The sequence below is a fragment of the Arthrobacter sp. SDR-2R genome (assembly GCF_057747955.1).
The window spans coordinates 2,601,692-2,619,319 of sequence record NZ_CM173231.1 but is presented as its reverse complement, the minus strand read 5'-3'; the positions used below and the strand labels follow the sequence as shown (position 1 = coordinate 2,619,319).

17 protein-coding genes are annotated in these 17,628 nt (G+C 64.0%); 7 read left to right on the top strand and 10 right to left on the bottom strand.

All coding sequences use genetic code 11. The features are described from left to right. Window positions 1-57 precede the first annotated feature (57 nt). The 4 genes from ctaE to qcrB all read left to right on the top strand — a co-directional run bounded on the left by ctaE (window position 58) and on the right by qcrB (window position 4,427). Window positions 58-732 (top strand): aa3-type cytochrome oxidase subunit III, encoded by a 675-nt coding sequence (ctaE, locus tag AC3ANU_RS12185; RefSeq protein WP_223991571.1) that lies wholly within the window; start codon window positions 58-60, stop codon window positions 730-732. 86 nt (window positions 733-818) lie between these two features. Continuing rightward, on the top strand, window positions 819-1,607 hold the full coding sequence (gene qcrC / locus AC3ANU_RS12180) for a cytochrome bc1 complex diheme cytochrome c subunit (RefSeq protein ID WP_056390383.1): 789 nt from the start codon (window positions 819-821) through the stop codon (window positions 1,605-1,607). Window positions 1,608-1,708: 101 nt separating this feature from the next. Continuing rightward, window positions 1,709-2,779, top strand: a complete 1,071-nt coding sequence (qcrA, locus tag AC3ANU_RS12175) for a cytochrome bc1 complex Rieske iron-sulfur subunit (RefSeq protein WP_026266047.1) — start codon at window positions 1,709-1,711, stop codon at window positions 2,777-2,779. Then, window positions 2,757-4,427, top strand: coding sequence for a cytochrome bc1 complex cytochrome b subunit (qcrB, locus tag AC3ANU_RS12170; RefSeq protein ID WP_018771091.1), 1,671 nt, complete (start codon window positions 2,757-2,759; stop codon window positions 4,425-4,427). The genes qcrA and qcrB overlap by 23 nt, the downstream gene beginning before the upstream one ends. A gap of 105 nt (window positions 4,428-4,532) precedes the next feature. Here qcrB and AC3ANU_RS12165 read toward each other — a convergent pair whose 3' ends face one another. Continuing rightward, complete coding sequence (locus tag AC3ANU_RS12165; protein ID WP_018771087.1) at window positions 4,533-5,303, bottom strand: GntR family transcriptional regulator; 771 nt, start codon at window positions 5,301-5,303, stop codon at window positions 4,533-4,535. Between the two features lie 160 nt (window positions 5,304-5,463). Here AC3ANU_RS12165 and AC3ANU_RS12160 point away from each other — a divergent pair, with 160 nt between their 5' ends. Continuing rightward, on the top strand, window positions 5,464-5,757 hold the full coding sequence (locus AC3ANU_RS12160) for an HPr family phosphocarrier protein (protein WP_018771086.1): 294 nt from the start codon (window positions 5,464-5,466) through the stop codon (window positions 5,755-5,757). A 75-nt stretch (window positions 5,758-5,832) separates the two neighbouring features. Here AC3ANU_RS12160 and AC3ANU_RS12155 read toward each other — a convergent pair whose 3' ends face one another. From AC3ANU_RS12155 to AC3ANU_RS12135, 5 genes are all read right to left on the bottom strand, one after another. Beyond that, complete coding sequence (locus tag AC3ANU_RS12155) at window positions 5,833-6,234, bottom strand: cytochrome c oxidase subunit 4 (RefSeq protein WP_018771085.1); 402 nt, start codon at window positions 6,232-6,234, stop codon at window positions 5,833-5,835. Further along, window positions 6,231-7,958 (bottom strand): aa3-type cytochrome oxidase subunit I, encoded by a 1,728-nt coding sequence (ctaD, locus tag AC3ANU_RS12150; protein ID WP_018771084.1) that lies wholly within the window; start codon window positions 7,956-7,958, stop codon window positions 6,231-6,233. Before ctaD ends, AC3ANU_RS12155 begins: the two co-directional genes overlap by 4 nt. 10 nt (window positions 7,959-7,968) lie before the next feature. After that, window positions 7,969-8,841, bottom strand: a complete 873-nt coding sequence (gene ctaC / locus AC3ANU_RS12145) for an aa3-type cytochrome oxidase subunit II (RefSeq protein WP_026266044.1) — start codon at window positions 8,839-8,841, stop codon at window positions 7,969-7,971. Window positions 8,842-9,026: 185 nt separating this feature from the next. Then, complete coding sequence (locus AC3ANU_RS12140; protein WP_488314602.1) at window positions 9,027-9,416, bottom strand: HesB/IscA family protein; 390 nt, start codon at window positions 9,414-9,416, stop codon at window positions 9,027-9,029. Window positions 9,417-9,601: 185 nt separating this feature from the next. Continuing rightward, window positions 9,602-11,056: a M20/M25/M40 family metallo-hydrolase gene (locus AC3ANU_RS12135; protein WP_488314601.1), complete on the bottom strand. Its 1,455-nt coding sequence runs from the start codon at window positions 11,054-11,056 to the stop codon at window positions 9,602-9,604. 92 nt (window positions 11,057-11,148) lie between these two features. On the opposite strand from AC3ANU_RS12135, the gene AC3ANU_RS12130 reads away from it, so the two are divergent. Continuing rightward, entirely contained in the window at window positions 11,149-11,751 is a 603-nt protein-coding gene (locus tag AC3ANU_RS12130; protein ID WP_018771080.1) for a DUF3043 domain-containing protein, read from the top strand. Between the two features lie 97 nt (window positions 11,752-11,848). On the opposite strand, the gene AC3ANU_RS12125 is transcribed toward AC3ANU_RS12130, so the two are convergent. After that, window positions 11,849-12,919 carry a quinone-dependent dihydroorotate dehydrogenase gene (locus tag AC3ANU_RS12125; protein ID WP_488314600.1) on the bottom strand — a complete coding sequence of 357 codons (1,071 nt, stop codon included), beginning with the start codon at window positions 12,917-12,919 and terminating at the stop codon, window positions 11,849-11,851. Between the two features lie 149 nt (window positions 12,920-13,068). Here AC3ANU_RS12125 and AC3ANU_RS12120 point away from each other — a divergent pair, with 149 nt between their 5' ends. Continuing rightward, a complete protein-coding gene (locus AC3ANU_RS12120) occupies window positions 13,069-14,028 on the top strand; it encodes an alpha/beta hydrolase (RefSeq protein ID WP_018769263.1) in 960 nt (319 codons plus the stop codon). Window positions 14,029-14,030: 2 nt separating this feature from the next. Here the strand turns inward: AC3ANU_RS12120 and AC3ANU_RS12115 are convergent, their stop codons facing one another. The 3 genes from AC3ANU_RS12115 to leuA all read right to left on the bottom strand — a co-directional run bounded on the left by AC3ANU_RS12115 (window position 14,031) and on the right by leuA (window position 17,456). Beyond that, window positions 14,031-14,876, bottom strand: coding sequence for an isoprenyl transferase (locus AC3ANU_RS12115; RefSeq protein WP_056390408.1), 846 nt, complete (start codon window positions 14,874-14,876; stop codon window positions 14,031-14,033). 2 nt (window positions 14,877-14,878) lie between these two features. Further along, window positions 14,879-15,631: a DNA repair protein RecO gene (gene recO, locus AC3ANU_RS12110; RefSeq protein ID WP_018769265.1), complete on the bottom strand. Its 753-nt coding sequence runs from the start codon at window positions 15,629-15,631 to the stop codon at window positions 14,879-14,881. 85 nt (window positions 15,632-15,716) lie between these two features. After that, window positions 15,717-17,456 (bottom strand): 2-isopropylmalate synthase, encoded by a 1,740-nt coding sequence (leuA, locus tag AC3ANU_RS12105; protein WP_018769266.1) that lies wholly within the window; start codon window positions 17,454-17,456, stop codon window positions 15,717-15,719. Window positions 17,457-17,628: the final 172 nt, after the last annotated feature.

Below are 17,628 nucleotides of genomic sequence, written 5' to 3'. Positions count from 1 at the left end.
CTTTTCCGGGCAATTTCGCGTCTTTGTAGAAAAAGTCCTCCCAAAAGGCGGTTTGCGTTGGGCAGCACGGACTTTTACAGACATAATGTCTATGTGACATCTGCGACCCATGCCCCCAGTACCCCGGCGCACCCAACGCTGAACCGCCCCAACATGGTTTCTGTCGGAACCGTTGTGTGGCTGTCCAGCGAGTTGATGTTCTTCGCCGGTCTTTTCGCCATGTACTTCACGCTCCGCTCCACGAGCGGTGAAATGTGGGCTGAAGAGACAGCCAAGCTCAACTTCCCCTTTGCGCTCGTCAACACGATTGTCCTTGTGGCCAGTTCCTTTACTTGCCAGATGGGCGTCTTCGCCGCAGAGCGGCTGCAGCCCCGGCGTACCGGAGGTGCCCTTCAGTTCGCCCGTTGGGGAATGAACGAATGGTTCACCCTGACGTTCCTCATGGGTGCGTTCTTCGTTGCCGGCCAGACCACCGAATACGCGATGCTGGTTTCCGAGCACGTCTCGCTTTCCTCCAACGCCTACGGCTCTGCCTTCTACATGACCACCGGCTTCCACGGCCTGCACGTCATCGGCGGGCTTATCGCCTTCCTGCTCATCATGGGCCGGTCCTTTGCCGCGAAGAAGTTCGGACACTTTGAAGCTACGTCCGCGATCGTCACCTCGTACTACTGGCACTTCGTTGACGTCGTGTGGATCGGCCTCTTCCTGGTCATCTACGTACTCAAGTAGCCAGCTTTGATTCTTTTTCTACAAGAGGCAGAATTTCAGGTAGCGGCTCCCGGAGCCGGCGCAGGATCGAATAAAGGAACCACCACGTGAAGGCACTCTCACAAAAGCGGCGTCACCCACTGGCAGCAATAGCGCTGCTTCTGATGGGGCTCCTCATCACGGGTGGGCTGTACGCCGTGGCAACCTCCATGAATGAGGCCAAGGCGAGCACCACCACCGCAAGCGCAAGCGACGTCGAAGAGGGCGGCAAGCTGTTTGCCGCCAACTGCGCCACCTGCCACGGCATGGGCGCCAGTGGTTCCAAGGATGGCCCCTCCCTGGTTGGCGTCGGCGCTGCCGCTGTTGACTTCCAGGTGGGCACCGGGCGCATGCCGATGCAGATGAACGGTCCCCAGGCAATGAAAAAGCCGGTCCAGTTCAACGAACAGCAGACCTCACAGCTTGCAGCGTACGTCGCTTCGCTGGGAGCCGGCCCGGCAATTCCTGCAGAAGACCTGACAAACGGCGGCGGCGACGCCGCAGCCGGCGGGGAGCTCTTCCGCACCAACTGCGCCATGTGCCACAACGCCGCCGCAGCCGGCGGCGCGCTGACCCAGGGCAAGTTCGCGCCCGCCCTGGCCGACGTCAGCGGCAAGCACATCTACGAGGCCATGGCCACGGGCCCGCAGAACATGCCCGTCTTCAACGATGCCAACATCACCCCCGAAGGCAAGAAGGACATCATCACCTTCCTGAAGCAGATCGAGACCACCGGTTCGCCGGGCGGTGCCGACCTGGGTTCGCTTGGCCCCGTCGCTGAAGGCCTGTTCGTATGGGTTGCCGGCTTGGGCGTCATTATCGCCTTCACCATCTGGCTGACTTCCAGGACGTCCTGACTTTCCGCGGGAAGCACACAACTTCTGCTGCCCAGTCAGCAGCTTGAAATTAGAAACTAACCCGGCACAACCGCCGGGACGAGAGAAGGATGAGGCGAATTATGGGCAACCATAGTGACGGCAGTCCGAACCACTCGGGCACCGTAGCTACGGCTGGTCAGAATGAGGTGGAGAAGTTCCAGGATCCTGGAATTCCCCCGCATCGTTTGCGCCTGGCTGACACGGACCCGAAGGCCGCAAAGCGGGCAGAACGGCAGGTCGCCTTACTATTTGGCATCTCTGTTGTTGGAACCCTGATCTTCTTGGTGGCGTACTTCGCCATTGATTTGGGTGATGACTCCAGCATCGCCACCATCCGGCTCCAGAACGCCCTGCTCGGTGTAGGTACTGCCTTTGCCATGCTGGGTATCGGTACCGGCATCGTGCACTGGGCCAAGGCCCTGATGCCCGACCACGAAGTCTCCGAAGAACGCCACGCCATCCGCTACGAGGAGGACCGCCAGGCGGCTGTCCGCATCGTCGACGACATCGTGGAAGAGACCGGCATCAAGCGCCGTCCGCTGATCCGCAACACCCTGCTCGGTGCTGTGGCGCTCGCCCCGCTTCCCGCCGTCGCCATCTTCGGTGACCTCGGACCCCGTCCGGACGACAAGCTCGCACACACCATGTGGGCCCCCCAGGACGGAAAGCGCAAGCGCCTGACCCGTGACCCTGACGGAACTCCCATCAAGGCTTCGGACGTCACCATCGGCTCGGCCTTCCACGTCATCCCGGAAGGCCTGAACGAACTCGAGGAAGGCAAGCTCAACGAGAAGGCAAAGTCCGTTGTGCTGCTCATGCGCCTTGATCCCGCATCGCTCAACCCGTCCAAGGGCCGCGAAGAGTGGGGCTACAACGGCATCGTTGCCTACTCGAAGATCTGCACCCACGTTGGCTGCCCCGTTGCTCTGTACGAGCAGCAGACGCACCACCTGCTGTGCCCGTGCCACCAGTCCACCTTTGACCTCACGCAGGAGTGCAAGGTGATCTTCGGCCCCGCCAGCCGTCCTCTCCCCCAGCTGCCCATCGCAGTTGATGACGAGGGCTACCTGGTCGCTACCAGCGACTTCCATGAACCCGTAGGACCAAGTTACTGGGAGCGTGATTCGCATGAGCGCAGCATCAACAGCTGAGCCGGCTTTCGTCGCCAAAACCAAGACAGGTCGGATCACCGACTTCGTCGACTCACGAGTCGGCGGTTCGGGGATCCTCCGCGAGTTCGGCCGCAAAGTCTTCCCGGACCACTGGTCGTTCATGTTTGGTGAAGTGGCGCTGTACTCATTCGTCATCCTGCTGCTGTCGGGTACCTTCCTGACGTTCTTCTTCGACCCGTCAATGGCGGAGACGCACTACGACGGCGGCTACGTTCCGCTGAAGGGCGTGGAGATGTCGGTGGCGTACAGCTCATCGCTGAACATCTCCTTCGATGTCCGTGGCGGCCTGTTCATGCGCCAGGTGCACCACTGGGCAGCACTGCTGTTCGTTGCGTCAGTGGCAGTACACATGCTGAGGGTCTTCTTCACCGGTGCGTTCCGCCGGCCGCGTGAAATGAACTGGGTTGTGGGCTGTGTCCTGCTCATCCTGGCGATGGCTGCAGGCTTTACCGGCTACTCGCTCCCCGATGACCTGCTGTCCGGCAACGGCCTGCGCATCATCGACGGTGTCATCAAGTCCATTCCGGTCATCGGAACGTACATCTCGTTCTTCCTGTTTGGCGGGGAATTCCCGGGAACGGCCATTATCAGCCGCCTGTACATGCTGCACATCCTGCTGGTACCGGCCCTGATCCTGCTGATGATCGTGGCCCACCTGTTCATGGTGGTGGTGCACAAGCACACGCAGTACCCGGGTCCGGGACGCAACGACAACAACGTCGTCGGCTACCCCCTTGGTCCGGTGTACGCAGCGAAGGCCGGTGGATTCTTCTTCATCGTCTTCGGCGTCATTGCCCTGATGGCCGCGTTCTTCACCATCAACCCGATCTGGAACTACGGTCCGTACGACCCCTCCCCTGTGTCGGCCGGTACGCAGCCTGACTGGTACATCGGTTTCGTCGACGGCGCACTCCGGTTGATGCCGGGCACCTTCGGCAACTGGCACGTGGAGCAGATCTTCTTCGGACACGTCTTCACATTCAACGTCCTGCTGCCGGCCCTCGTGCCGGCCGGGATCCTGTTCACCGTGATGTTCACGTACCCGTGGATCGAGCGCTGGGTGACCAAGGACGACCGTGAACACCACGTCCTGGACCGCCCCAGGAACGCGCCCACCCGTACCGCCATCGGCATGGCAGGTTTCGTCTGGTACTGCGTCATGTGGGCCGCTGCTGGTTCGGACCTCATCGCCACGCACTTCCACGTTTCCCTGAACGACGTCACGTACTGGCTGCGGGCCCTGTTCTTCATCGGTCCGGTGATCGCATTCGTGGTTACCAAGCGCGTTGCCCTGGCGCTTCAGCGCAAGGACCGGGAAATCGCCCTCCACGGCCGTGAAACCGGACGCATCGTCCGTCTTCCCCACGGTGAGTTCATCGAGGTGCACGCGCCTCTGGATGAGTACAAGCGGTACAAGCTGGTGGGCTTTGAGTCACCTCAGGTCCTTCCTGCGGTCCCCAACGAGCATGGCGTGGTCACCCGCAAGGAAAAGCGCCGCGCATTCCTCTCCCGCTGGTTCTTCGAGGACCGCGTAGCCCCGGCCACGCCCGCTGAGCTGGAGGCCGCACACGGCCACGGACACGAGGCTGTTGAAGCGGCAGAAGGAAGCAAGAGCCTGACCCACTAGGCTTCTGTTCCAACAGGAAAGGCCCGATCCATCCGGATCGGGCCTTTCCTGTTTTCCTGGGGTGTGCTGCCCACGCCCCCGCAGGGGAACGGATGGTTGGGGCGGCTAGTGGTTGCGGGCCCTCCTGGCTCCGGGCCGCTGCAGGGGCACCCACAGCTTGTACCGGTCCGCACGGTAGTAGGAGACCGAGTAGTCAACCATTGCCCGGGCCACAAAGGCATGCCGCTGGATCTTCAGCAATGGTGCCCCCACCTCGACGTTGAGGAGGCGCGCCGTGGACGGTGACGCCGCCGTCGCCTCGATCATGTCCTCCCCCCATTCCATAACAAGCCCGTACTGCTCGCTGAGGACGTTGTAGAGCGACGTGGGCGGCTCGCCGTCCAGCAGTCCCGGGACCCGATGAGCCGGTATGAAGTTTTCGTCCACGCTCATGGGCTCCCCATCCGCAAGAAGCAGCCGGCGGAAGCGGACCAGCGGGGTGCCCTCGTCCAGCTGCAATTCACGGGCCAGGAACGCACTGGCACCGATCTGTTCGAAGCTGAGCACTTTGGCGGCAGGCACCATGCCGCGCCGCTGCATTTCTTCGCTGTAGGACGTGAGCTTCACCTGCAGGTCGACTTTCGGCCGCCGGACGAAGGTTCCCAGGCCCACCACCCGCTCGATGACCTCCTCCCCCACCAGTGCATCGATGGCCTGCCGCACCGTCATCCTTGCAAGCCCAAACCGTTCGGCGAGGTCCCGTTCCGAGGGCAGGGCTGAACCCGGCGGGCATGACTCCGCGATGTACGCGCGAAGGATTTCCCGGAGTTGGACGTAGATGGCCGTTCCGCTGCTGCGGTCTATTTCCCCCGTGATTGCGGCGGCGCCAGCTGCCATGATCGTTCTCCTGCCGTTGGGTGTCCCCTCAATTTTAGAACGGTCTAGACCAGCCACGGACCGCGGCAATCTTTCGCGCCGCATCCGTGCAGGCAGCTATATTTGGTCTGGAAATTTTGCCACGAGACGGAGGGGGCCGTCTTTCACAGAAGGAGTCCCTTTGCCAACAGAAAAGGCCGTGGTGGCAGCGCCCGCGGGCCTGCATGCACGTTCCGCCGCGGTGTTTGTCCGAGCCGTCACCGACACGGGCCTGCCGGTGACCATCAGCAAGGCAGGCGCAGACAAGGCCGATGCCCGTTCCCTGCTTCAGGTGATGACGGCTGACTTCCCACAAGGCTGTGAGGTGGAGCTGTCCATTAGCGACAGTGCGCTGGAAGGCGGCCTGGGGCGCGAGCAGGCCGAGAACGCGCTGCGGGAGCTTCGAGGACTTTTAGAGTCGCAGGGAGCCGTCTAGGGGCTTCCAAAAGCGCAGTAACGACGTCGGGCCCCACCGGAAGGTGGGGCCCGACGTCGTTATTCGTTTGCTTGCTTAGTGCGCGTGGTCACCGCGGCTGTACTCGTACACCCAGCCCACGAGGGCCACGATGGCGAGGCCACCTGCGATGAAGATGACCCAGGCGCCTACGGCCAGGCCCAGGAAGCCGGTGGCGCAGGCGATGCCCAGGACCAGAGGCCACCAGCTCCAGGGGCTGAAGTGCCCCTGCTCGCCGGCGCCTTCGTGGATTTCAGCGTCGCTGCGGTCCTCGGGACGAAGACCGACGCGCCTTCCGGTGAAGCCGAGGTAGGCCCCGATCATGCCGGCGAGGCCACCCACAAGCAGGATGCCCAGGATGCCGACCCACTCACCCCAGTTGGTCAGGAATCCGTAGACCAGAGCGACGGGAACGAAGAAGAAGACTCCAGAACCAAAGATCCAGGATTCGATTTTCACTGTGCGGTGTCCTTCTGGTCGGCGTTGCCGAGGACCGCTGCTGCGGGTGCCGGCGACTCAACGGTGTGGACCTGACGAAGTTCCGGGTGGTGCAGGTCCAGGGCGGGACGCTCCGAACGGATCCGGGGCAGGGACGTGAAGTTGTGGCGCGGCGGCGGGCAGGACGTGGCCCACTCCAGCGAAGCACCGAAGCCCCACGGATCATCAACCTGGACCTTTTCGGCGCTGCGCCAGGTGATGTAGACGTTCCAGAAGAACGGGATCAGTGACGCACCCAGCACGAACGATGCCACGGTGGAGAACTGGTTCATCCAGGTGAAGTTGTCCTCCACAAGGTAGTCGGCGTAGCGGCGGGGCATGCCCTCGACGCCGAGCCAGTGCTGGATCAGGAAGGTGCCGTGGAAGCCCAGGAACAGCAGCCAGAAGTGGATCTTGCCCAGGCGCTCGTTGAGCATCTTGCCGGTCCACTTGGGCCACCAGAAATAGAACCCGGCGAACATGGCGAAAACCACGGTGCCGAACACCACGTAGTGGAAGTGCGCCACCACGAAGTAGGAGTCCGAAACGTGGAAGTCCAGCGGCGGGGAGGCCAGGATGATGCCGGTGAGGCCGCCGAAGAGGAAGGTGATCATGAAGCCGATGCTCCAGAGCATCGGCGTTTCGAAGGTCAACGAGCCGCGCCACATGGTGCCGATCCAGTTGAAGAACTTCACGCCGGTGGGCACCGCGATGAGCATGGTCATGAAGGAGAAGAACGGCAGCAGGACGGCGCCGGTGACGTACATGTGGTGGGCCCACACCGTTACGGACAGGGCTGCAATGGCGATAGTGGCGTAGACCAGGCCCTTGTAGCCAAAGATCGGCTTGCGGCTGAAGACCGGGAAGATCTCCGACACGATGCCGAAGAACGGCAGCGCAATGATGTACACCTCCGGGTGGCCGAAGAACCAGAACAGGTGCTGCCAAAGAACAGCGCCGCCGTTCTCGGGATCGAAGATGTGGGCGCCGAACTTGCGGTCCGCGCCGAGCGCGAACAGGGCCGCGGCCAGCGGCGGGAATGCCATGAGCACCAGGATGGCGGTGATCAGGGTGTTCCAGGTGAAGATGGGCATCCGCCACATGGTCATGCCCGGGGCGCGCATGCAGATGATGGTGGTGATGAAGTTGACCGCACCAAGGATGGTGCCGAAGCCGGACAGTGCCAGGCCGAAGACCCACAGGTCACCGCCGATGCCCGGGGTGAACGTCGTGTTCGACAGCGGCGCATAGGCGAACCAGCCAAAGGACGCTGCGCCCTGCGGGGTGATGAAGCCGGACACCGCGATGGTGGAACCGAACAGGAAGAACCAGAAGGCCAACGCATTCAGGCGCGGGAAGGCCACGTCAGGAGCGCCGATCTGCAGCGGCATGATCACGTTGGCGAACCCGGCAAACAGCGGGGTGGCGAACATCAGCAGCATCACCGTGCCGTGCATGGTGAACAGCTGGTTGTACTGCTCCTTGGTCTGCAGGATCTGCATGCCGGGCTCGAACAGCTCGGCGCGGATGAGCAGCGCCATGACACCGCCCAGGCAGAAGAACACGAAGGACGCAATCAGGTACATGTACCCGATGGTCTTGTGGTCGGTGGAGGTGATCCAGTTGACGACGATGCGCCCCTTGGATTTAGGTACCACGGGAGCCGACAGGACTCCCGCAGGTGCGGATTGGGTGTACGTAGCCACGTCGCTCCCCTTACTTGGTTTCGTTCAGGTTCGGGTTGCGGTCGTACTCGGCACCGAGCAGGCCGGTGTTGCCTTCGGCCTTGAGCTGGTCCATGTGGGCCTGGAATTCGGATTCCGACACCACCTTGACGCGGAACAGCATTTCGGAGTGGTACTCGCCGCAGAGTTCGGCACATTTGCCGTCGTAAGTGCCCTCTTTAGTGGGGGTGAACCGGATGTAGTTGGTCTTGCCGGGGATCATGTCGCGCTTCTGCAGGAAGGCGGGAACCCAGAAGGAGTGGATGACATCGCGGGCGTTGAGTTCGAGGTCAACAGACTTGTTCACCGGCAGGTACAGGGTGGGGAGCTGTTCCTTGTCGATGGTGTTGCCGGTGAGGTGGGCCTGGACACCGGCTTCGTGCAGGTCTTCCTGGATGACGTCGCCGGACTTGTAGTTGAAGTCCCAGGCCCACTGCTTGCCGCGGACGTCCACTACGACGTCGGCCGGCTGTGAACGGTCATCGATCGCCTGCTGGTCGCGGTCCGTGAAGTAGAAGAACACCAGGACCATGAAGATGGGGATGGTCAGGTAGAAAACTTCCAGCGGAAGGTTGAAGCTGGTCTGCCGGGGGAAGCCCACGGTTCCCTTGCGGCGCCGGTAAGCGACCAGGCACCAGATGATCAGGCCCCACGTAATGGTGCCCACCACGAGCGCAGCAATCCATGAGTTGACCCAGAGGTCCATGATGCGGTCGGTGTTGCTGGTGGTGCCACGTTCAGTGGGCATCCACCCTTTCTCTACCTCTGGCGAACATCCGGTCAAAACCAACGCGCCGGCAATTGCCAAGCTTGAGATCGTGGTGATCGTTTTGCGTCGGCTGCCGGTTCGGTTCTGCGAACTCACAGACGGCCCTTCCTACTTGTTGCTGTTGTCCGGGCAGCCATCGGCGCTCCGGGCACAAAAAAGTTTTACTACTCGGTGTAGAGCTTACCGCTCCGCCGGGCGTTTCGCCCACATGTCGGCGCCGAGCCCCCATGCCGTTTTGGACGGCAGGAAACCCGGCGCGGACATCAGGCGAAATAACCGGCTTAGTGGAATGAATCGCCGCAGGCGCAGGAGCCGCCGGCGTTCGGATTGTCGATGGTGAAGCCCTGCTTGGAGATGGTGTCTTCGAAGTCGATGCTGGCGCCGCTCAGGTACGGCACGCTCATCTTGTCCACGACGACTTCGACGCCGTCGAAGTCGCGCACGGCATCACCATCAAGGAGCCGTTCGTCGAAGTAGAGCTGGTAGATCAGCCCCGAGCATCCGCCAGGCTGCACGGCCACGCGCAGGCGCAGGTCGGTGCGGCCTTCCTGTTCCAGGAGGCTGCGGACCTTGCCTGCAGCGACATCGGTCAGGTTGACCTCGTGAACGGGCAGTTCGTCGCTGGCCACGCTTGTGGCGGCGGTGCTGTTTTCGTTGGTTGCGGTGTTCATTGGCCTACCTTCTTAGGACGGTCTGGCGGCGTCGCCGTAACGGCGCCTGCCCCTACAAATACGGTATGGGCTATAGCTACATGCTACGCGCGGCAGTCCTGTAGCTCTAACTCCTGGCGTAACCGTCAAAGCACGCCGGTTGTTCCCTGACAGCCGCCTGCCCGGCGTTCACGACGGAAGGCCCATCACTTGCCGGTTGAAAGGCCTTCACTGTTCAGCCGCGCGAGCATGAGGGCCTCGGCCAGGATGGCGTTGCGGAAGTCACCGATGTGCAGGGACTCGTTGGCACTGTGTGCCCGTGAATCCGGGTCTTCCACGCCCGTCACCAGGATTTGCGCTTCGGGGTACAGGTCCGTCAGGTCGGCAATGAACGGGATGGAACCGCCGATTCCGGTTTCGACGGCGGGAACTCCCCAGGCCTCGCCCAGGGCCCACATCGCAACCGTTGCCGCAGCAGAGGAAGTGTCCGTCCGGAACGGATTGCCTGCCTCCCCCGGAGTGAAGACGACCTTCGCACCAAATGGGGCGTTGGCCTCCACGTGGCGGCGGACCGCCTCCATGGCCTCCGCGGGAACCTGGCCCGGCGCCAGCCGCAGGCTGAACTTTGCCCGTGCGCGCGGAAGGAGGGTGTTGGAGGCAACGTCCACGGCGGGTGCGTCGAAGCCGATGATTGACAATGCCGGCTTGGACCACAGCCGCGAGGCGATGCTTCCCGTTCCAGCCAGCCGGACGCCGTCGAGCACGGAGGCATCGGCGCGGTAATCCGCCTCCGGCATGTCGACCCCGGCCGTGTCGCTGGACACCAGGCCCTCAATGGCCACGTTCCCATCCGTGTCGTGAAGGGTGGCGATCAGGCGGGACAGCAGGGTGGGGGCATCCAGCACCGGGCCGCCGTACATGCCGGAATGCACCGCATGGTCAAGGACCTGCACCTCAATCGTGCCATCCACGAGCCCACGCAGGCTGGTGGTCAGGGCAGGTACGCCGACCTTCCAGTTGCTGGAGTCGGCCACCACAATGACGTCTGCGCGGAGCAGCTCGCGGTTCGCCTCCAGGAATGTCCGGAACGTGGGCGACCCTGCTTCCTCCTCCCCCTCGATGAAGAAGGTGACGCCCAGCCCCAGGGAATCGGCGAGGACTTCCGAAACGGCTGCGTAAGCAGCAATGTGTGCCATGATGCCGGCTTTGTCGTCAGCGGCGCCGCGGCCGTAGAGGCGGCCGTCCTTCTCGACGGCGGTAAACGGCGTTGTTTCCCACAGGGACTCGTCCCCCACCGGCTGGACGTCATGGTGGGCGTAAAGCAGGATGGTCGGTTTTCCTTTTGCGGCAGGCCGGCGGGCGACGACGGCCGGCCCGCCTGGCGTGCCGTCGGCCTTGTTGACGGACAGGACCTGGACCCCGCCGATCCCCACACCCCGGAGGAGTTCGGCGACGGCCTCCGCGCTGCGCTCCAGTGGCATGCGGTCGAAGCTTGGCCAGGCGATGCCCGGGATGGCCACGAGGTCCTTGAGACGTGCCAAAGTTTGATCGAAGGAACGGTCCACCGCAGCACGGAGATCTTCCGTCCTGCCGATGGCCTCAGGGCCTGGTCCTGATGTTCCGGTGGTGCTGTGCGGGGTGGCCGCGGGTGATGAAGTCATGGCCAAAACATTACCCCCGTCACATTCCGCGGCCTGCCGCCGCAGACGCGGGGGCAGGCAGCGGGCGGGCTGCTGCAAGGTATTCTGTTCTGGTGTTCGGACGTAGAAAAGAAGCGCCCTCGGCGCAGGAAACCATAGACCAGCAGGCAGCGGAGACGGCGGCGCGGCAGAACAGTGCCGCGGGCAAGGGTGCCCCTACCCCCACCCGGAAGGCCCAGGAAGCTGCCCGCAAGCGCCCACTCGTGCCTGAGGACCGCAAGGCGTCCAAGGCTGCCGAACGCCAGGCCATCCAGGACCAGCGCCTCAAGATGCGGCGGGCCATGGACACCGGCGACGAGAAGTTCCTGCCGCTGCGCGACAAGGGTCCGCAGAAACGGTTTGCCCGCGACTTTGTGGATGCGCGGTTCAACCTTGGCGAATACCTGATGTTCGGCGCCCTGGTCTTCGTGCTGGTTTCCCTGGTGGTCCCGGCCTCCAGCGACATGATGATTTACGTCCTGGGCGCTTTCTGGGTCATGTTCCTGGCAGTCTTCGTGGACGTCTTCATTCTGTCGCGCAAGCTCCGCAAGCGGCTGGCGGAAAAGTTCGGCGAGGTGGAGCGCGGTACTGTCTGGTACGGCTCCATGCGGTCCCTGCAGTTCCGGAAACTGCGGCTGCCCAAGCCCCAGGTCCAGCGCGGACAGTACCCTGCCTGACCCTGCATCCACTTGAGAACGAAAAGCCCGGCGGTGTTCCGCCGGGCTTTTCGTTCTTATCGGGATCCGCTTTCCCGCAGCAACCTGCCTGCAGCGCCTAGGAGCGGCGGTTCTTTGCCAACTGCTTGTTGATCCGTGCCGCCCAGAACGGTCCTTCGTAAAGGAACGCGGTGTAGCCCTGCACCAGGGTTGCACCGGCGTCCAGCCTTTCCTGGACGTCCCGGGCCGACTCCACGCCGCCAACGGACACCAAGGTCAGGGCGTCGCCCGTAGCGTTCCTGAGCCGCTTCAGCACCTCCAGCGATCGCTGCTTCAATGGTGCACCGGAGAGGCCGCCGGCTCCGCACTTCGCCACCTCTTCTGCCGGCGAGGACAGTCCTGAACGGCCAATGGTGGTGTTGGTGGCGATGATGCCGTCCAGCTTCAGGTCGAGGGCAAGGCGCGCGACGTCGTCGATGTCCTCATCGCTGAGGTCCGGGGCAATCTTGACCAGCAGGGGCACATGCCGGCCCGCGGCCCGGTCCGCTTCCTGCCCAACGGCTGTCAGGAGCGGCCGGAGCGTCTCCACGTCCTGGAGCAACCGCAGGCCCGGGGTGTTGGGGGAACTGACGTTTACCACCAAATAGTCGGCGGCAGGCGCCAGGCTGCGGGCGCTCACCAGGTAGTCGTCCACGGCATCGGCCAGTTCCACCACCTTGGTTTTGCCGATATTGACGCCGATGACCGGACGAACCTCCGGGTACCGCCACTGGAGCGCGGCGCGTGCTGCCTTGAGCCGGGGTGCAACGGCGGAGGCGCCGTCGTTGTTGAATCCCATCCGGTTGATGACGGCCCGGTCCTGGACAAGGCGGAACAAGCGCGGCTTTTCGTTGCCGGGCTGGGCCTGGCCGGTGATGGTGCCCACTTCAATGTGTCCGAATCCAAGCTCCGTGAGGGCCTCGATGCCGTGCCCTTCCTTGTCGAAGCCGGCAGCGAGCCCGAACGGTGACGGAAAGGTGACGCCAAAGGCTGTGGTCTGGAGCGACGGCGCCGGAGCAGTCAGTTTCCGCAGGACTCTCCCCGCACCGGAAGAATGTGCGAGCCGTATCCCCTTGAATCCGATCTTGTGGGCGCGCTCGGCGTCCATCCATGAAAAGGCCAGCCTGAAGAAAGTGGGATAAACGCGCATGCCTCCAGTTTCCCGTCTCCGGGGGCGCCGCACCAAAACGGAGACGCCGAAGTTCGGACAGCACAGTTCGGACAGCACAGTTCGGAAAGCGCAGTTCGGGCGCCGCAGTTCGGACAGCGCGGTCCGGTGTGCCGGTTTAGCATGAGGGCATGCAGTGGCAGCAGGACATCCTGGGCGGTGACTTCGAGTCACACTCCTTCGCGGCCACCGGACGTGACGGGGTTGAACGGAGGGCAACGCTGGTGCGCGTCCGGCCATCTCCCGACAGGGACCCTGCCGGCGGCAGCCGCCGGGCCGTGCTCTTCCTGCACGGTTGGAGCGATTATTTCTTCAACGTGGACCTGGCACGGTTCTGGGCTGCGGCCGGCTACGACTTCTATGCCCTGGACATGCACAACCACGGACGAAGCCTTCGTCCGGAAGCACCGGGCGGGTACGTGGCCGACCTCGCCGCCTACGACGCTGAAATCGAAGAGGCAATCCGCATCATCCGGGATGCAGGCGCACCGGGTCCCCTGGCCCTGATGGGCCACTCCACGGGCGGCCTGGTGGCAGCCCTGTGGACCACCCGCCATCCGGAAGCTGTTTCGTTGCTGATCCTCAACAGTCCATGGCTGGAAATGCACGGCAGTCCGCTGGTGCGGCGCGCTGCATCCAGCATGGTGCGCCCCTTGGCCCGCTTCCGCCCTGAGATGGTCCTCCGGCTGCCGGAACGCGGCCACTACTGGCGGACCATCAGCAGCTCTGCCGACGGCGAGTGGCCGCTTGACGAGCGGTACCGCCCCCGCATGGCCTTTCCGGTGCGCGCCGGCTGGCTTAGGGCGGTGCTCGCCGGGCAGGCGAAGGTGGCCCGCGGCCTGGGGATCCAGGCGCCGATCCTGGTACTGCTTTCCAAGGGCAGCGCGAACGGGCTCCTCTGGTCCGAGGAAATGCGCCGCACCGACGCGGTCCTGGACGTCAACACCATCAGCGCCAGGGCCCTCACCCTGGGCCGCACCGTAACCGTGGAGCGGATCGACGGCGCGCTGCACGACGTCTTCCTGTCACCCGAACCGGTCCGGGCCGATGCCTACAGGCGGCTGGCCCGCTGGTTGCGGGCGTACGGATGAAGCTATTCCGCCGGGGCAGCGGGCGCCGAGGGAGCAGCGGCGGCGTCCACGGCGCCACCGTACCGGCGGTCCCGCCTGGCATACTCCTCGACGGCGGCCCAGAGCGTGCGCCTGTCCACATCCGGCCACAGCGTGTCCATGAACACGAACTCCGCGTAGGCCGACTGCCAGAGCATGAAGTTGGACAGCCGCTGCTCCCCCGAGCTGCGTAGGAACAGGTCCACGTCAGGCAGGTCGGGCTCGTCCAGGTACTTCTGGATGGTCCGCTCGGTAATGGCGCCAGGCTTCAACTTGCCTGCCGCCACATCGGCGGCAATCGCTGAGACCGCGTCAGTGATCTCTGCCCTGCCGCCGTAATTAACACACATGGTCAAGTTACAGGTGGTGTTGGCCGCCGTGAACTCTTCGGCTTCCTCCAGCTCACGGATGACCGAACCCCACAGCCGCGGCCGGCGCCCCGCCCAGCGGACCCGCACGCCCCAGTCGTCCAACTGGTTCCGCTGCCTTCGCAGCACATCCTTGTTAAATCCCATCAGGAAGCGGACTTCCTCAGGCGACCTGCGCCAGTTTTCCGTGGAGAACGCGTACACGCTGACGTACTCGATGCCCAGTTCGATGGCCCCTGCCATGACATCGAGCAGCGCCGGCTCCCCTGCCTTGTGCCCCTCGATCCGCGGCAATCCCCGCTGGTTGGCCCAGCGGCCGTTGCCGTCCATGACGATGGCCACGTGCCGGGGAATGAATTCAGCCGGAATAGTGGGTGCCACCGCGCCGGACGGGTGCGGGTACGGCGCCACCACGGGATGCGTGCGCCGGCGCGGTGCGTTGTTCTTTTTTCCCAGGGCCACTGTCAGCTACGCTCCACATGTTTGAGAGATTTCAGTACTCGTTCCAGATGCCACTGCAGGTACGCGGCCACCAGGCCCGCTGCTTCCTTGCGATGCTGCGGCAGGGAAGCATCCGCCGTCGTCCAGTCCCCGGTCAGCAGCGCTGCCAGCAGCGTCACGGTCTCTGCAGCGGGTGCGGGGGAACCGGGCGGCCGGCACTGTGCACAAACCATGCCGCCAAGGGGCGCGGAGAAGGCCGTGTGCGGGCCCGGCATGCCGCAGCGGGAGCAGTCCGTGAAACTGGGCGCCCACCCGCCGGTGGCAAGGGCGCGCAGAAGGTAGGAGTCCAGGATGAGGCCAGCCGCATGTTCGTTGCGGCTCAGCGCAGCGAGGGCGCCCACCAGCAGGTTGTATTGTGCGGTACCGGCCTCGCCGTCGACGTCCGTCAGTTTCTCAGCCGTCTCCGTCATGGCGGCGGCCACCGTATACCTGCCGTAGTCCGCGGCGATGCTTCCGCCGTATGCACCCTTTGCCACGGCCTGCGTGACGATGTCCAGCGTCCGCCCTGACACCAACTGGAGATCGGCCACCATGAAGGGCTCAAGCCGGGCACCGAAACGGCTGCTGGTGCGGCGCACTCCCTTGGCGACGGCACGGACCTGCCCGTGGTGCTTCGTCAGGAGTGTGATGATCCGGTCCGCCTCGCCCAGCTTGTGGGTACGGAGCACTACGGCGTCGTCCCGGTACGCCCGGGAGGCAAAAGAGTGTTGGACCACGCTCTATCTTCCCATCCTGCCCGGCAGCTCGCTGCAAGGCCACGGTGGTGCCTCCGGTGGAAACCGGCGGCACCACCGGCAGGTATCAGGCCTGGGCGTCCCGGATGGCGCGGTTGACCGCGGAAATCACGGCCTTGAGGGACGACATGCTGGTGTTGGCATCGATGCCTACACCCCACAGCACCCGCTCCCCCACCGCGCATTCGACGTAGGCCGCGGCCATGGCGTTGCCGCCTTCGGACAACGCGTGCTCGCTGTAGTCCAGCACGCGGACATCCACGCCGTCCTCATGCAGGATGTTCAGCAGGGCCGCAATGGGGCCGTTGCCGGTGCCGGTGCGGCTGACCTGGGCACCATCGATGGTGAGCGACGCGTGCAGCGTCATGCCGCCGTCGGCGTCTGTTTCCGTCTTGACGGCCCCCAGCGAGTAGCGGCCCCACTGCCCGTCGGCCCGGCCGGACGGCAGGTATTCGTCCTGGAAGATCTGCCACAGCTGCGCGCCGCTGACTTCCCCGCCCACGGTGTCGGTGCGGCGCTGGATGACGCCGGAGAATTCGATCTGCGCGCGGCGCGGCAGGTCCAGGCTGTGCTCGTTCTTCAGCAGGTAGGCCACGCCGCCCTTGCCGGACTGGGAGTTCACCCGGATGACGGCCTCGTAGCTGCGGCCCAGGTCCTTGGGATCCACGGGGAGGTACGGAACCTGCCAGGTGAAGTCGTCCACGGGCTTGCCGGCTGCTGCAGCATCGCGCTCCAGCGCTTCGAAGCCCTTCTTGATGGCGTCCTGGTGGGAGCCGGAGAAGGCGGTGAACACCAGGTCGCCGCCGTACGGCGAACGTTCCGGGACGGGCAGCTGGTTGCAGTACTCCACGGTGCGCCGGACGTCGTCGATGTTGGAGAAGTCGATCATGGGGTCGATGCCCTGGACGAACAGGTTCAGGCCCAGCGTCACCAGGTCCACGTTTCCTGTGCGTTCGCCGTTCCCGAAGAGGCAGCCCTCGATGCGGTCGGCGCCTGCCATGTAGCCCAGCTCGGCGGCGGCGACGCCGGTTCCGCGGTCGTTGTGCGGGTGCAGGGACAGGATGATGCCGTCCCGAGGGTGCAGGTGCCGGCTCATCCACTCGATGGAATCGGCGTAGACGTTGGGCGTGGCCATTTCCACCGTGGCGGGCAGGTTGATGATCACCTGCCGGTCGGCGGACGCTTCAAAGACATCGGCGACGGCGTTGCACACCCGGACGGCGTACTCGAGCTCCGTACCCGTGAAGGACTCCGGGGAGTACTCGTAGGTCACGTGCGTGTCCACGAGTGTTTCCTCGTACTTCTTGCACAGGCGGGCACCCTGCAGTGCGATGTCCAGGATGCCGTCCTCGTCCTGGTTGAAGACCACGCGCCGCTGCAGCACGGACGTGGAGTTGTAGAGGTGGACGATGGCCTGCTTGGCACCCACCAGGGACTCGTAGGTCCGTTCGATGAGGTGTTCCCGCGCCTGCGTCAGGACCTGGATGGTGACGTCGTCCGGGATGTGGTTGCCCTCGATGAGCTGGCGGACAAAGTCGAAGTCCGTCTGGGAAGCGGACGGGAAACCGACCTCGATTTCCTTGTAGCCCATGCGGACCAGCAGGTCGAACATCTTCATCTTGCGCGCCGGGCTCATGGGATCGATCAGGGCCTGGTTTCCGTCGCGCAGGTCCACCGCGCACCACCGCGGGGCCTTGGTGATGATCTTGTCCGGCCAGGTGCGGTCCGGCAGTTCAACCTTGATCAGGTCCTGGAAGGGCGTGTACCGGTGGGCGGGCATTCCGGAGGGCTTTTGTGCGTTACGCATGATGTTCGTGGCCTTTTCTATCGATCTTCAGTGAAAGGGTGGCCGGGCAACACAAACTCCGCAGCGAGGGTGGGCCGTGCGCTAGATAGCGTCTGTGGCCTCGCCGCGGCAGCTAAGGAGAAGGAGCTCTGCACGCACTCTTTGAGCGTAACACGGGTGCGTAAGATGAAAG

Coding starts and splice junctions, on each gene's coding strand:
- qcrA (WP_026266047.1), top strand. CDS start 1,709: ATGGGCAACCATAGTGACGGCAGTCCGAACCACTCGGGCACCGTAGCT.
- qcrB (WP_018771091.1), top strand. CDS start 2,757: ATGAGCGCAGCATCAACAGCTGAGCCGGCTTTCGTCGCCAAAACCAAG.
- AC3ANU_RS12165 (WP_018771087.1), bottom strand. CDS start 5,303: ATGGCAGCTGGCGCCGCCGCAATCACGGGGGAAATAGACCGCAGCAGC.
- AC3ANU_RS12140 (WP_488314602.1), bottom strand. CDS start 9,416: ATGAACACCGCAACCAACGAAAACAGCACCGCCGCCACAAGCGTGGCC.
- AC3ANU_RS12135 (WP_488314601.1), bottom strand. CDS start 11,056: ATGACTTCATCACCCGCGGCCACCCCGCACAGCACCACCGGAACATCA.
- AC3ANU_RS12125 (WP_488314600.1), bottom strand. CDS start 12,919: ATGCGCGTTTATCCCACTTTCTTCAGGCTGGCCTTTTCATGGATGGAC.
- AC3ANU_RS12120 (WP_018769263.1), top strand. CDS start 13,069: ATGCAGTGGCAGCAGGACATCCTGGGCGGTGACTTCGAGTCACACTCC.
- leuA (WP_018769266.1), bottom strand. CDS start 17,456: ATGCGTAACGCACAAAAGCCCTCCGGAATGCCCGCCCACCGGTACACG.